The organism is Zhongshania antarctica (genome assembly GCF_014202945.1).
GTDB lineage: Bacteria > Pseudomonadota > Gammaproteobacteria > Pseudomonadales > Spongiibacteraceae > Spongiibacter > Spongiibacter antarcticus.
Window position 1 is genome coordinate 100,678 of record NZ_JACHHW010000003.1, and the last position, 14,643, is coordinate 115,320.

At 50.8% G+C, this 14,643-nt stretch carries 10 protein-coding genes; 9 read left to right on the forward strand and 1 reads right to left on the reverse strand.

The features are described from left to right. Nucleotides 1-138 precede the first annotated feature (138 nt). From HNQ57_RS05575 to HNQ57_RS05600, 6 genes are all read left to right on the forward strand, one after another. The gene (locus tag HNQ57_RS05575; protein WP_184461621.1) at nt 139-1,230 is read left to right on the forward strand and encodes a DUF2066 domain-containing protein; all 1,092 of its coding nucleotides are present in this window, start codon (nt 139-141) and stop codon (nt 1,228-1,230) included. After that, nucleotides 1,227-2,318, forward strand: coding sequence for an AI-2E family transporter (locus HNQ57_RS05580; RefSeq protein WP_184461622.1), 1,092 nt, complete (start codon nt 1,227-1,229; stop codon nt 2,316-2,318). Before HNQ57_RS05575 ends, HNQ57_RS05580 begins: the two co-directional genes overlap by 4 nt. Beyond that, nucleotides 2,318-3,013, forward strand: a complete 696-nt coding sequence (hda, locus tag HNQ57_RS05585; protein WP_184461623.1) for a DnaA regulatory inactivator Hda — start codon at nt 2,318-2,320, stop codon at nt 3,011-3,013. Before HNQ57_RS05580 ends, hda begins: the two co-directional genes overlap by 1 nt. Before the next feature lie 242 nt (nt 3,014-3,255). Further along, nucleotides 3,256-4,362: an OmpA family protein gene (locus HNQ57_RS05590; protein WP_184461624.1), complete on the forward strand. Its 1,107-nt coding sequence runs from the start codon at nt 3,256-3,258 to the stop codon at nt 4,360-4,362. 399 nt (nt 4,363-4,761) lie between these two features. Next, entirely contained in the window at nt 4,762-6,945 is a 2,184-nt protein-coding gene (locus HNQ57_RS05595; protein WP_184461625.1) for a molybdopterin oxidoreductase family protein, read from the forward strand. 103 nt (nt 6,946-7,048) lie between these two features. Then, the gene (locus tag HNQ57_RS05600) at nt 7,049-8,899 is read left to right on the forward strand and encodes a DmsC/YnfH family molybdoenzyme membrane anchor subunit (protein ID WP_184461626.1); all 1,851 of its coding nucleotides are present in this window, start codon (nt 7,049-7,051) and stop codon (nt 8,897-8,899) included. 61 nt (nt 8,900-8,960) lie between these two features. On the opposite strand, the gene HNQ57_RS05605 is transcribed toward HNQ57_RS05600, so the two are convergent. Continuing rightward, nucleotides 8,961-9,641, reverse strand: a complete 681-nt coding sequence (locus HNQ57_RS05605) for a DNA-3-methyladenine glycosylase I (protein ID WP_184461627.1) — start codon at nt 9,639-9,641, stop codon at nt 8,961-8,963. Between the two features lie 251 nt (nt 9,642-9,892). Between HNQ57_RS05605 and HNQ57_RS05610 the strand changes: the two genes are divergently transcribed. The 3 genes from HNQ57_RS05610 (at nt 9,893) to HNQ57_RS05620 (ending at nt 14,633) form a co-directional block, all read left to right on the forward strand. Next, on the forward strand, nt 9,893-11,605 hold the full coding sequence (locus HNQ57_RS05610) for an FAD-binding protein (RefSeq protein ID WP_184461628.1): 1,713 nt from the start codon (nt 9,893-9,895) through the stop codon (nt 11,603-11,605). Between the two features lie 151 nt (nt 11,606-11,756). Then, complete coding sequence (locus HNQ57_RS05615; RefSeq protein ID WP_184461629.1) at nt 11,757-14,027, forward strand: esterase-like activity of phytase family protein; 2,271 nt, start codon at nt 11,757-11,759, stop codon at nt 14,025-14,027. A gap of 177 nt (nt 14,028-14,204) precedes the next feature. Beyond that, nucleotides 14,205-14,633: a hypothetical protein gene (locus HNQ57_RS05620; protein WP_184461630.1), complete on the forward strand. Its 429-nt coding sequence runs from the start codon at nt 14,205-14,207 to the stop codon at nt 14,631-14,633. Nucleotides 14,634-14,643 lie beyond the last annotated feature (10 nt).

A 14,643-nucleotide genomic window follows, 5' to 3' on the forward strand; every position in this document is an offset into this window, starting at 1 on the left:
CCTCTAAGAGGGCGCCATTCTAGCTTGATTGTGAGTTTAATTCAGCAGCAAAAACGCGACTTTTTGCCACTACTCACGACGATGTCGCGGTTGCTTGCTACAATGGCGCCTCGCGACGGGTAAAAGGGCTTAAAACAAGTGAAGCAAATTATTAGGGTGTCGGTTGTTCTTTGGCTATTTGTCGTAGCTGGGATGAGTGCAGTGGTGGCCGGTACTGTGGCTAATTTATACGATGAGCAGCTGGTGGTAGAGTCCCAGTCACCTGAAAGCCTCAAAAAGGCCGCCGCTGAGGCGTTGGAACGAGTCTTGGTGCGGGTCTCTGGTCGTGGTGATATTGCGAGCAATGCTGCCGTTGCCGGGCTATTGACCAGACCTGAGCCCTTGATTACGCAGTATCGCTACCAGCGCAGCAAGGATGAAAGCGGTGAGGATATACTGCAGCTCAGCCTCAGCTTTTCTCCCCGGCAAGTCAATTCAGAGCTACAGTCAGCGGGTTTACCCGTGTGGTCGGCGAATCGTCCCGCTGTGTTGGTTTGGCTGTTGGCAGATACCGCTGAGGGACGCCAGTTTGTGGGTACAGACAGTCAGGCTGAGCTTCTTAAGGATTTAAAAGAAGTGGCGCAGCGCCGGGGTTTGGATGTGCAGCTGCCATTATTTGACCTGGCGGATTCGACGAATTTAACGAGCGATCAGCTCTGGCAGATGTCGGTAGACGATGTGCGCCGAGCATCGGCGCGTTATTCCGCGCCATTTGTGTTGATGGGGCGCGCGTCTCAGTTTTCTACTGGGCAGTGGATTGCAAGCTGGATGGTTTTGCAGGGCGATGAAGTGATCCGCCTTGAGAGCGAGGGCTTAGATGGACGAGATTTGTTAGCGAGACCAGTGGATGCGCTCGCTGACCTTCAGGCGTCAAAATACTCGGTGGTGGCCAGCGGGGGCGTTAATAGCGCTAATAGCTTGATACACGTTAGTGGTATCGCGAACTTTGCTGCTTACGCCGATATGATTACTTATTTAGAAGGCTTGGCTGTGGTTCAGCACGCTAATACGGTGTGGCTCTCGGATAACGAATTGATATTGGAGCTGGTATTAAATGACGATATGGAAAAAGTTAAGCGCTTCCTGAGTCTCGATGGCCGTTTGACAGAAGAATCCGCCGGTGCGATGGCAATGAGCAGTGCAGCGCTATCTGTGCGAGGCTTCTATCGCTGGTCTGGTAAGCGCCTATGAATGCGCTGCCAAAGCCCCTGTGGGTGATTGTTGGCCTTGGGCTAATTGCACTGGTGATCCATTTGTTGGCGCCAATATTAATGCCGTTTTTACTGGCAGCAGTATTGGCTTATATGGGTGACCCTCTTGCCGACAGGCTGGAGGCAAGGGGTATGGGGCGGACGTGGGCAGTAGTAACGGTGTTTGCCACCCTTAGTCTTGGTGGTGTGCTAATTTTACTTGTTACCCTGCCGCTTCTGATTGAGCAGTTGCAGTTATTAATGGAGCGTTTATACGACGGCCTGCGCTGGGTGCAGTCTACAGGCTTGCCTAAACTACGTGAATATTTGGACCTGCCAGAGCAAACTCAGCCTATGGCGAGCGCTCGGGAAGCAATCAGTGAACATTGGGCGAGTGCTGGCGGCATACTTTTTTATCTGTGGAATAAGGTCAGCGGCTCCAGTCTGGCCTTGATTGCGTGGTTGGCCAATATGACCTTGGTGCCAGTGGTGACGTTTTACTTGCTTAGGGACTGGGACGTTTTGATGATGGCAATTCGCAATTTATTGCCGCGCTCGATTGAAATACGCACCGTGCTTATTGCTAAAGAGTGTGACGAAATACTGGGTGCTTTTGCCCGTGGCCAGCTACTTGTTATGTTGGCCTTGGCTGTAGTGTATACGGTAGGGCTGTGGATAGTGGGTCTCGATTTGGCGTTGCTCTTGGGCTTGGCTGCGGGTTTGGCGAGTATCGTGCCGTATCTTGGGGTTATCGTCGGTATTGGTGCAGCCGGTACGGCGGCGTTTTTTCAGTTTGATGGTCTTTGGCCGCTGGCGGGAGTCGCGGCGGTATTTGGCTTTGGTCAGTTATTGGAGTCGATGCTGTTAACGCCACTCTTAGTTGGCGATAAAATTGGCCTACACCCTGTAATGGTTATTTTTGCTATTTTGGCGGGCGGTCAGCTGTTTGGCTTTGTCGGTATCTTGCTGGCCCTGCCTTTTGCGGCCGTAATAAAGGTGATGATTAACCATTTGCACGAATATTATAAGCAAAGTGGATTTTACGGTGCCGTTCCCGCCTCCGCCGAAGAGCGGGAGCTGGGTGATTGATGGCTAGTCAGCAACTGCCATTAGCGCTCAAACTCGACAACGATGCTACTTTTGATAATTTCTATATTGCTGATGAGCACCGGCTATTGCTTAATCAGCTTCGCCAGCAGGCAATGGCGCAGGGGGAGAAATGGATTTATCTCAGCGGCGGAGCAGGGCGCAGCCACCTTTTACAGGCTTGCTGTCATTTGGCTGACGCCAATGGCCTGTATGCTCGCTATATTCCGCTTGCCGACGTTGTGGACTATGAACCCGAGGCCCTCCTAGAGGGCTCAGAATATTTAGATTTACTCTGTTTAGACGATCTAGATGTGGTCGCGGGGCGGCCAAATTGGGAGCGGGCACTGTTCAATTGCTACAACCAGATGCTGACAACTGGGGCGCGGATGTTAGTTGCCTCGGCAAAGCCAATAGCGCAGCAGGGTATCGCTCTAGCCGACCTGCATTCACGGTTGCAAAGCTTTAGTGTTTACCTGCTTCGCGATTCCGATGAGGCGACGCGACTTGCAGCATTTCAGTTTCGGGCTAGACTGCGGGGTATTAGTATTTCGGACGCTGTTGCTGAATATATTTATATGCGTTGTCAGCGAGACCTTGCGAGTTTGTTTGGGATATTGAATACTCTTGACCAAGTCAGCTTAGTAGAACAGAGAAAACTGACCATCCCATTTATAAAAAAAGTGATGGAATGGTGATTATTTTTTATCTGAAAATTTGGTAATAGCGCAAAATACGGCTATTTTTAGCATGTGCATGGGAACTTGCCTGCTAATAAGTGTTCGGAGTGCTGATTTTTAGGGATGCATTGTCCGTTGGGTGGCGTGGTAAAATTACACAAAATCAGACGTGCAAGCGTCAATGCCCGTGTTATTCTGAGTTAATGGCGTGCTTTCACGGCATAGCAAAGGAAGTTTCTAAAAAAATGAAGGGGAGTGTTATGCGTAAATTTATATTGGGTGCAGCTGTTGCAAGTTGCATGTTGCCAACGATAGCGTCTGCAGCTGAAGAAGGCACATGGTATTTGAACCCTGCAATCGGCTACCAAGTATTTGATGGTTCGCGTGACTTAAGCAGCACCGAAGTGGCCTTGTTTGGTGCTGAATATGTTCTCAGTAAAGACTGGGGCATTGAATTGCGTGGTTTGTACAGTGTTGCGGCAAGTGATCGCAATATTCGTGCGTTGGATCAAAAGATTCTTGGTAGTAGCGTCGATATGCTGCGCTACTTTAGCAATGACAGTAAGTTCACTCCTTACCTAGCAGGCGGTATGGGTGTTATTGAAGCAGATTATGAAAGTGGCCGCTATGACAGCCAGACCCAGCTAAACGTGGGTGGTGGTGTACGTTATACAATTGATGAAAAATGGTCCGTCCGCGGTGATACGCGCATGGTTTACGGTACTGACCACGAAACCCGTGACGGCAATGCCTCAATTGGTTTGAGCTACGCGTTTGGTGGTTCAACTGTTGCCAAGCCAGCGCCAAAACCAATGATGTCTGACTCTGATGCCGATGGCGTTGAAGATGGCGTTGACCAGTGCCCAGGTACACCAGCGGGTGTTGCTGTAGACGCGAAGGGTTGTGCTTTGGATAAAGACGGTGACGGCGTGCCAAACTACCGTGACAAGTGTCCAAATACCCCGGCGGGTCGCCAAGTTGATAAATTCGGTTGCAAGTTTGTGATCAAACACTCCGAAAGCATCAAGTTGGAAATCAACTTCCCGAACAACTCTGACGCCATTCCAGTTGCCTATGCCGTAGAGCTGAAAAAGGTCGCTGCGTTCATGACTAAGTTTACTGGTGTGAAAGCAGTTGTTGAAGGTCATGCCGACAGCAATGGTGCCGCCGCTTATAACAAGCAGCTGTCACAGCGTCGTGCAGACTCTGTACGCAACGCGCTGATTCGCGATTACAATATTGCGGAAAATCGTCTGAGTGCAGTTGGTTATGGTGAAGAGCGTCCGATTGCTGATAACAGAACTGCGGATGGCCGTCGTGCTAACCGCCGTGTTGTTGCAGTAATGCAGGCAGAAGTTACTGAATAAGCTTCGGTAATCTCAAGGAAAAGGGGCTTCGGCCCCTTTTTTTATGCCCAAATGATAGCTCGGTAGCGCCGAGACCCAAATACACCTCGCAGTAAATACCCGTCCCAGCTGTCAGTTTATTCGTAAAATGAGTCACTCCTTACGCCAATCACTACCGTAGTAGCTCGGTCTGCACTTGTCCTTTTGCGCTCAAACACCCGTGTTTGACTAAATATTACCAACGATTTGTGCCGCGGCGCTGCTCTTTTGTAGGCCTTTAGTTAACTGGCACGGTTCTTGTAGATATTAGTTAGATAGCGCCGTAAATAGCCCGTAAATCACCATAATGGTGCGCTTGGCGGCGGCTTGTAATTGTCCGCGTGCTCTAATTTAGTGCTGCGGTGAGGGAGGACGATGTAGATGATCTTTGGGCGTAAGAATAGAAAACCAATCACAATCACTGATAAGAAAGTTGTCGAGTGGAAATACGCCGTATGCGGATATTGCTCCACCGGCTGCTCAATTGAGGTTGGTTTAAATGCCGAAGGCAAACCAGTGACCAGTCGTGGCAAGGGAAATGCGCCCGTCAATCAGGGCAAACTGTGCATAAAAGGCATTTTTGAGCACGAGCTGAGTGATAGCGCTGGGCGCGGCGTAGAGCCGTTGATTCGCAATAAAATATACGATGCTTTTCAGCCCACTAGCTGGGACACCGCACTGGATAAAACTGCCGCCGAATTTATGCGCATACAGGAAAAATACGGCCGCGACAGCGTGGCCGTAGTGTCTACTGGGCAATTGTTGACCGAGGAATTTTACACGCTAGGTAAATTGGTGCGGGGTGTGATCGGCACCAATAACTACGACGGCAATACGACCTTGTGCATGGCCTCTGCAGTTTCGGGCTATAAGCGCTCCTTTGGTGCAGACGGCCCGCCAGGGTGCTACGACGATTTTGAAAGCACCCACTGTTTAATGGCCTTTGGCTCCAATTTGCCTGAGCAACATCCTATTATTTATTGGCGCTTGAAAGAGGCGCTGGAAAAACGCAAATTCCCGCTGATTGTGGTGGACCCGAGGGTCACCATGTTCGCTCAGTTTGCCGATATTCATTTGCCGATTACACCCGGTACGGACCTTGTTCTATTGAATGCGCTTGCTCACGTTATTTTGGCCGAAGGTCTACAAGATGAGGCGTATATTGAAGCCCACTGCAATGGTTTTGATGAGTTGAAAGCAACCGTTGCCAAATACGATCCGGTGACGGCCTCGCGAATCTGCGGTATCGATGCCGATATGATTAAAAACGTAGCCCGAATTTATGCCAAGGCGCCGTCGGCGATGAGCATCTGGACTATGGGGATTAACCAGAGTACTCATGGTACTGACGGTGTATGCGGTATTAACAACCTAAATTTGATTACCGGCAATATTGGTATTCCCGGTGGCACTAGCCTGTCTATTACCGGCCAGTGCAATGCCATGGGTACGCGGGAGTGGTCCTCATGCTCGGGTTTGCCCGGCTACCGCGCCCTTGAGAAGCAAGAGCACCGCGACGAGGTGGCTAAATTTTGGGGTATCGACGAAAGCTTCTTCCCTGCCAAGCGGGGCCTCCAGCAAACTGATATTTTTCCAGCGATTGAGTCTGGCGAGATCAAAGCCTTGTGGATTGTCGCCACCAACCCCTTAACGTCCATGCCCAACCAGCCTCGGATTAAAAAGGCCTTAGAAAAGCTGGAATTCATGGTGGTGCAAGACGGCTATAAAGACTGTGAAACCGTTAATTTTGCCCATGTGTATTTTCCTGCTGCGGTGTGGGGCGAAAAGGAGGGTGTGCTTACCAATACCGAGCGGCGAGTGAATTTAGTGCGTAAATTCGTTGAGCCACCGGGCAATGCCAAGGCTGATCACTGGATTTTTAATGAATTGGCGAAGCGTTTTGAGCGCGGCCAGGCGATGAGCTTCCCTGACAGTACCTCAGATATTTTTGATGAGATGAAGCTGCTTTCTAAGGGAGCGACGCGCAACCTCGATATATCGGGGATGAGCCATGACCTGATTGAAAGTCAGCGTGGGATCCAGTGGCCGATGCGGGAAGGCGACGACACCGGTAATCCCCGCTTGTATAGCGATGGCGTTTTTCCGTCACCGAATGGCAAAGCCAATTTGCTCGCCATGGATTATATCGAAGATAACGAAGTACCCGATGACAGCTATCCGTTCTGGTTAAACAGTGGGCGGGTAATTGAACATTTTCACACCCGCACCAAGACCGGGAAAATCGGTAATTTAAATAAGTTTAGCCCAACACCGTATATGGAAATGAACCCAGATTCGGCGCGGGAGCAGGGCGTTAAACATCAAAGCTATGTGCGCCTGGTGTCTAAGCGCGGTGATGCCGTGGTAATGGTTCAGCTAACCCAGCGGGTGCCCCATAACATGGTGTTTATCCCGATGCATTATCACGACTGCGTGAATCGTTTGTCCTTGGGCTTACTGGACCCTTATTCCCGCCAGCCGGCGTTTAAGCAGTGTGCTGTGCGCATTGAGCAGATCGATCAGAAAGAAGCGGGGCGGCTCAATGTTGAGCGCCGAGCGTATTAATTAGCGCGGCGTATAGTCGCGCAGAACACTTTGTAGTTTGTCATATTGTTTTTAGAGCAGCCTAGTACCAGCAGTGCGAGGCGTTCGACAAAGGGTCTTAAATATGTGGAAAGTTAGAGACGATGAACCCAGTTATGCCTTTCTTAAGGAGCCAACAGCACCGGAGGTAAATTACTACGAGGCACCCATCGATCTCATCGCCCGTACCGGCGGCGCGTTGCCCGCTGGTCGGGAAATGTTTATCAATGAAGAACCGGGGGTGGGTAATAACCCCAATCGTAATAAGCAGCACGCTTTTCATTTTACAGCGGATAACTGCATTGGCTGCCATGCCTGCGAAGCGGCGTGCAGCGAGAAAAATGACAACCCGGCGCACATCAGCTTTCGCTCGGTTGGCTATGTTGAGGGTGGCACCTACCCTGATTTTAAGCGCATGAATATTTCCATGGCCTGTAATCACTGTGATGATCCGGTGTGCTTAAAAGGCTGCCCCACACGCGCTTATACCAAACACGTGGAATACGGCGCGGTGCTACAAGACCCAGAAACCTGTTTTGGCTGTGGCTATTGCACGTGGGTTTGTCCCTATAACGCGCCTCAGCTGGACCCCATAAAAGGTCAGGTCTCTAAGTGCAATATGTGTGTAGACCGCTTGGAAGTGAATTTAAAACCGGCCTGCGTGTCGGCGTGCCTGGGCAATGCCCTGAATTTTGGCGTTGTCGATGACCTTCCAGAAAATCGCGAACAGGGTAAAACGAGTATTCCTGGCTTCCCTGACCCAGAAATTACTCACCCCAATATTCGCTTTCAACAAATTAAAAACATGCCTGATGAGGTCACGCGCCCAGATGGTATGGAGGTGAAATATCACAAGGGTGACGACGGTCAATATCGTCCGGTGGTGGATCAGAAGAAAGGCGTGGAGAAAAAGTGGAGTCTGGGCAAACTTAGCTCACGTGAGAATCCCTTGGTCATCTTTACCCTTGTTAGCCAAACCTCGCTAGGTGCGTTTTTATTGAGCTTCCTTGGCGCGCAGCTGGGTATTGAAAGCATTATTGCCCTTCGGGATTCCGTAATGTATATCCCGTTCATGGCCGTAACAGTCGGGCTTGCTGGTCTGGGGATGTTGATGTCGGCGACGCACCTTGGTAAACCATGGCGTTTTTATCGTGGCTTTAATAATTTGCGTCATTCGCCTGTATGCCGTGAAGGCTTGGGTATGCTTCTGTATATGGTCTTTGCCGGCGTGCATTTACTCGCGATGCTGCCGGAGAACAGCGTGTTTACTGCTTTGTTGGGTGAGTGGGATAGCTTTCCCACCGTGGCAGCGACAACGGGTTATTTGGCGCTGATTGCAGGCGCTGTTGGCCTATACTATATGTATCGCTGCTACCGTATTCCTGCGCGGCCCTTCTGGAATCACTGGCAGACCGGCAGTGCCTTCTTGGGTACGGCGCTTACTTTGGGCGGTGTTGTGCTGGGTGTCATTGGTGTGCCAACACTCATGCTAATTGGTGGCGATGGCTTGGCGATACTGAAGCTGAGCCTGGTGAGTATTGTTATTGGTGCTGCTTTAGAAGGTGTTGGTTTGTGGCGTCACGGTCTGGCAATGGACAAGGCGAATAACGAAGGCAGCGTGTCTCATTATATTCAATGCACCTTGTTTGGTAAGAGTTATATGCTGCGCAATCTACTGACGCTCGCTAATCTGGTTCTTGCCGCAGCGCTTTTAAGCAGTGCTGAACTTGGTGTTGTGACGTTGGTGGCTAGCGCATTATTGTGTGGTTCGATCATGGCGACGGCACTGATTGGTCGCTGCCTGTTCTATGTTTTAGTTGTGCCTACCACCATGCCGGGGGCATTCTTTTGGAAGAACAAAGATTTCGAAGAGCATGCTCGGGATATTGGTTTGGCGAATATGCCGCAGGTTGGTGTTGTGGCGCACGCGCATTAATTAGTTAGACCAAAGATAGCGAAGGCCGAGTCTTCGCTATCTTTACTGCGCTATTGCGCGATTAGCGAGGCCCAATTGATAGGGCTAAAATCATACTTAATTCGGCCAGCGTGCGGCCACTTTCTTGCTGCATTTCATTAAACGCTATTTGCACCTTTTTTAGATCGCGTTGCGCGGTGACTTGGGTCTTGTCGATGATGCCGACGCTTAGCAGCGCGGTGCAGACGTCGCGGCTTAAAATAAAGGTATCCTTGCCACTAAAGCGCAGAAAATACTGGCCAGAATTACCGCCAAGGCGGCTGCCGTGTTTTTTCATATATGCCCACAATCCGGTGATATCGTCACTTGGCCAGCTGGCTAAAAATTTGCCAAAACTGCCGTGTTCGCGCTGGATGTCGAGGATAAACAAGGCGTTGTCCTGAACCGATTTAACCTTGGTTAAATTACGCACAATACGTTTGTCGCTAGCCATGGCCTCAATTTCTTCTGGCGATCTTGACGCTACCCAAATTGGTAAAAAGCCATTAAACACCTCTTCAAACCCTGGCCATTTCAGTGAAATTACCCGCCAGACAAAACCCGCTCGAAACACGCACGCGGCCATTTCGGCTAAAAACTGCTTGTCCGGAATTGCGCCCAGCTCTTTCTCGCTGAGGACGCGAGGCAGCTGATCTTCAATGGCGGCTAAGGAGCCGTGTTGAGCCAGCGCTCGCTCCAGAAAGGTGTTATACAGTGTTGTCATAATATGGGATCCCTTGATACGGGGCTGTCGTCGTCAAATTCTGCTTAGCCTACCCGATGTGTGGCGAGTCGTCATGGGTGTTGTCGCGTACTGCAGACGGATGATAGAGCTATTGCCCCATAGACGTTTATGATAGTGCAATGACAGGCTTTATATCGCCGATACGGCAATGACATACCTTAATCAAGCTGGTCGGTGCGTATACCACCGAAAATGCCATCGCGATTTTAGATTGAACGCAGGAAATAATAATGACTGAGACAAGCTGGGATCACAGCGTAGATGTATTAATTGTTGGCAGCGGCAACGGCGCGTTCACCGCCGCCTTGAGCAGCTACGAGATGGGCGTGACCGACGTACTGATTGTTGAAAAGTCAGCGGAGATCGGCGGTACTAGCGCGACCTCAGGTGGAGGGGTGTGGATTCCCTGTAACCGCTACGCCAAAGCCGCGGGGGCCAACGACAGCTTTGACGATGCCAAAGCCTATCTGTTAAACACCACTCCGCCGGGGGCGGTGCCAGAGGAGATGGTCGACAGCTATTTACGTAATGGCCCAAAAATGATCGATTTCTTACACGAGCGCAGTGATGTTCGCTATGAAACTCTAGAGCATTACCCAGACTATTACACCAATGTTGAGGGCTCGCGTACCGGCCATAGATCAATGGAGCCCGCGCGGTTTGACTCATCATTGCTGGGCGACGACGTTAAACGTCTACGCCCCTCACATCATATGATGCGCTTGTTTAGTCGCATTTATTTCACTCAAGTAGAAGCGGCGTTGCTGACCCTGCAAGGACCTGGCTGGATTAAATTAACCATGAAGTTAATTGCCAGCTGGGCGTTGGATTTTGCGTGGTTAATCAAAGGCAACGGCCTAGGGCGCGATGTTTGTACCGGTGCGGCGGGCGTGGCGAGACTTTGGTATTCGGTTAAAAAACGCAATATACCACTTTGGGCTAGCACGCCGATGCAGGAGCTAATTGAAGAGAATGGCCGCGTGGTCGGCGCGATCATCAAGCGTGACGGCAAGCTTATGCGCGTGCAGGCGCGCAAGGGCGTGATTCTCGCTGCTGGCGGCTTTGAGCGCAACCAGCAGATGCGTGAGCAGTACCTGCCCGCGCCCACGAGTAGCGATTGGAGTGGCGGCGTCGAGGGCAATACGGGTGATGCCATTCAGGCTGGCCTGAAGCTGGGCGCGGCAACCCGATTAATGGATGGCGCCTGGTGGTGTACGACCGTGTCGGTGCCCGGTGAACCAGCGCCTCGCCTAAGTGTGATGGAAAAGTCCTACCCCGGCTCGTGTATTGTCAATTTGCGTGGTGAGCGCTTTGCCAACGAGTCGCAAAATTATATGGCGTTTCAGAAAGACCTCTACAAAAAGCACACCGAGGCTGCCCCCTGCTCGCCAATGTATCAAATATTTGATGCTCGTTTTCGCCGCGACTATATCGTTGGCCCGCTGATGACGGCCTCATTGAAACCCGATTGGACCATACCCAAAGAATGGTTTGAAACGAAGTTGGTGGGCAAGGCGAATACCGTGCGCGAACTTGCTGAACAATTGGGCATCGACGCTGACAATTTAGAGACAACGGTAGGCAAAATGAACGGCTTTGCTAAAACCGGTAAAGACCTCGATTTTCAACGTGGCGATTCGGCTTACGACCGCTACTACGGCGATCCGCGCTTTGAGCCAAATCCCTGCCTTGGCGCAATCGACGAGGCACCGTTTTACGCTATGCGATTGGAGGCTGGCGATTTTGGTACCCAGGGCGGCTTGGCGACTAACCCGGATGCCCAAGTGCTTAAAGACGATGGCAGTGCTATTGCGGGTTTGTACGCAGTGGGAAATTGCAGTGCTGCAGTACTCCCAACTTACCCTGGCCCGGGTTCAACCTTGGGACCGGCGATGACCTTTGCGTATCAAGCAGCCAAACACCTTAGCGGCTTTAAGGACTAGCCGCGCTTAGCCAAATGACGCTGGCAGCCAGATCAGTAGGCGCGGTCAGCGTCATATAAAGGCCATCTTCTTGACATAAAACTGTCAGCGTTTTGTCGCAATTCCTCCGTAATCTTTAGCGATTCTAATTTTTCGCATTTTCGGAGGATTCATGCAATTTAAAAAAACAGCATTATCGTGGGGGATTGCACTGGCAACGCCTCTGTTTCTGGCTGCTTGTGGCGGTGACAACAATAAAACGCCTGCGTCGCAAGCCAGCGCTGAAAAAAACTTTAATCGCATCGCAGTGTACCCGGTATGCATGCAAACCGACGCGACCTGCAATAGCGATGACGCTACGGCGGCTGAAATTGTCGCTGCCAGCACTGACGGCATGACCCTTGTTTATACCGACAGCCCTAAAGCGCAGCTGGGCTTTGTCGATATTACCAATCCCGCTGCGCCAACGGGCTTGGGGGTATTACCGCTCGTCGGCGAACCGACTTCGGTAGCCGTTAAAGGTGATTATGCGCTGGTGGGGGTTAATACCAGCAGCGATTTTGTGAGTGTTTCTGGTTTGCTAGTTGTCGTGGATATTGCCACTCGCAGCATTGTTCACTCAATTGATGTTGGCGGTCAGCCAGACTCGGTGGCGGTGAGTCCAGACGGCAGCTATGCCGCCGTGGTGATCGAAAACGAGCGTGACGAAGATCTTAATGATGGCGCTTTGCCGCAAATGCCAGCGGGCAAGTTGGTGGTGGTAAACTTAAGCGGAGCGCCCGCTGACTGGGCCAGCAGCACCGTGGGTCTCACAGGGCTGGCTGATTTATACCCCACAGATCCAGAACCAGAATTTGTTGATATCAACGCCAATAATATTGCCGTTGTCTCAATGCAGGAAAACAATCATATCGTTTTAGTTAATTTAGCCGATGGCAGCATTGTGACGGAATTTAGCGCCGGTAGCGTTGAGTTAAGCGGTATTGATACCAGCAAAGACGGCATGATTAATCAAAATGCCAGTCTCGATGCCGTGCTGCGTGAGCCTGATGGTGTGAGCTGGTTGTCTACTGATTACTTTGTTACTGCCAATGAAGGCGATCTTGACGGTGGCAGCCGCAGCTTTAGCATTTTCAATACAGCTGGCGAAGTGGTTTACGAGGCTGGCAATACCTTAGACCAACTTACCGCGCGCATTGGTCACTACCCTGAGTCGCGTTCGGGCAAGAAAGGGAATGAGCCAGAAAATGCAGAATTCGGCGTGTTTGGCGAAGATAAGCTACTGTTTGTTAATTCTGAGCGGGCCAGTGTGGTGTTTGTTTACGACGTGGCTGATTTTACCAAGCCGGTATTCAAGCAAGTGCTTCCCGCTGGCGTTGGTCCTGAGGGCGCCTTGGCCATTCCCGCGCGCAATTTACTCATTGCCGCCAGTGAAGAAGACGACCGCGGCGCTGCAATCCGTTCCGGCTTGAATATATATCAGTACGGTACGGCAGCGGCCAGCTACCCTACAATCGTGTCCAAGGACCGAGACGATGGCTCGCCAATATCGTGGGGCGCTTTGTCAGGATTGTCTGCCGACCCTTCGGATAGCACCCTGGTCTATGCCGTGGATGACAGCTACTACAAGAAAAATCGCATTTTCACCTTGGATGTTAGCCTCCAGCCTGGGGTGATTGCCGCCGAAACCTATATTGTTGACAGCAATGATGTGCTGGCTAATTTGCCATTGGGTACCTTGCCTGGCGGTGCGGTGAACGATGATAAGACGGTTAATATCGACCCCGAAGGCATCGTTAAACTGGCTGATGGCGATTTCTGGATTGCATCAGAGGGCAAGGGCAACCAGATTGATGGGCCTGTTGCGAGTAGGAATGTGCTAATTAACACCGGCGCCGATGGTGTTATTCAAAAGGCGGTGACTTTGCCAGCAGCGGTGAATTTGCTTCAGCGGAAAAATGGTTTTGAGGGGGTAGCTGAGTACGAGGGCAAATTGTATGTCGCCTTCCAGCGCGCTTGGCAAAATGAAGATGCGGTGCGGATTGGTATCTATGATATTGCCGCTGAAAGCTGGAGCTTCTTATTTTACCCACTTGATGCGCCGGAATCTCAACATGGTGGCTGGGTCGGCTTATCGGAAATTACGGCCTTAGGCGGTGGCGAGTTCGTGGTGATCGAACGGGACAATCAGGGCGGGCCAGACGCGGTAATTAAACGTTTGTACAAGTTCGACACGACTGGCCTCGCCGAGGATGCCATGGTAAGTAAAACCTTGGTTCGCGACGTATTGCCGGATATGAAAGCCACCGGTGGTCTTGTTACCGAGAAAATCGAAGGTTTGGCCTTGTTAGCCAATGGCGATTTACTGATGGTGAACGATAACGATGGCGTTGATGACAGCAACGGTGAAACCCGATTAATGAATTTGGGTAAGTTATTCTAAAACCCAGCTCGACCTACAGCTAAAGCCCGCCGTTGTGCGGGCTTTTTGCTTTTGAGCTTGGGGTGCTAAGGTGGTGGCGATTATAGCGCTTCTTCGACCGGAGGTTTGTAATTTTGACGCATTAATTTTCTTTGTTGCGCGGGTGTAGCTCCTCCTATATTAAGTAGGAATGGATGTATGCGGCAACAAAAGGGATTTTATATGCGAATCACAAGGCCTCTATTATCTAGAGTCATTGTTTTGGTCATGGCGCTTAATATAAGCGCTTGTACAACTACCCGAGCTTACCAACCAACAGTGAACAGTCCGCCACCGCTAGTGCCTGGCAAGTCATATCAAGTTTCCTTTGTTAATGGTAAACATGAGGCCCTGGTCATTGCGGCGGTAAATGAAAATTGCTTTAGTGATAAAGCAGGGCATAGCCATTTGTTTTCTGAAGTAGACGAAGTTGCAGAGAAACATTTTAGCTTTCTTAAGACAACGGGCGCTGTTGCGGCCGGAGCGCTAGTTTTTTTGGTGGCGGCTGGTATCTACTTGGTAGAAAAAATATTTGAAGATGGTGGGTCACGTGGTGACAATGTTTCCATGCCTATGCAAGCGAAATGACAAATCTCAT

Excerpts from the sequence above, each read along its gene's own strand:
- HNQ57_RS05605 (WP_184461627.1), bottom strand. The coding sequence starts at position 9,641 with ATGACAACACTGTATAACACCTTTCTGGAGCGAGCGCTGGCTCAACAC.
- HNQ57_RS05610 (WP_184461628.1), top strand. The coding sequence starts at position 9,893 with ATGACTGAGACAAGCTGGGATCACAGCGTAGATGTATTAATTGTTGGC.
- HNQ57_RS05595 (WP_184461625.1), top strand. The coding sequence starts at position 4,762 with ATGATCTTTGGGCGTAAGAATAGAAAACCAATCACAATCACTGATAAG.
- HNQ57_RS05615 (WP_184461629.1), top strand. The coding sequence starts at position 11,757 with ATGCAATTTAAAAAAACAGCATTATCGTGGGGGATTGCACTGGCAACG.
- HNQ57_RS05590 (WP_184461624.1), top strand. The coding sequence starts at position 3,256 with ATGCGTAAATTTATATTGGGTGCAGCTGTTGCAAGTTGCATGTTGCCA.
- HNQ57_RS05580 (WP_184461622.1), top strand. The coding sequence starts at position 1,227 with ATGAATGCGCTGCCAAAGCCCCTGTGGGTGATTGTTGGCCTTGGGCTA.
- hda (WP_184461623.1), top strand. The coding sequence starts at position 2,318 with ATGGCTAGTCAGCAACTGCCATTAGCGCTCAAACTCGACAACGATGCT.
- HNQ57_RS05620 (WP_184461630.1), top strand. The coding sequence starts at position 14,205 with ATGCGGCAACAAAAGGGATTTTATATGCGAATCACAAGGCCTCTATTA.
- HNQ57_RS05600 (WP_184461626.1), top strand. The coding sequence starts at position 7,049 with ATGTGGAAAGTTAGAGACGATGAACCCAGTTATGCCTTTCTTAAGGAG.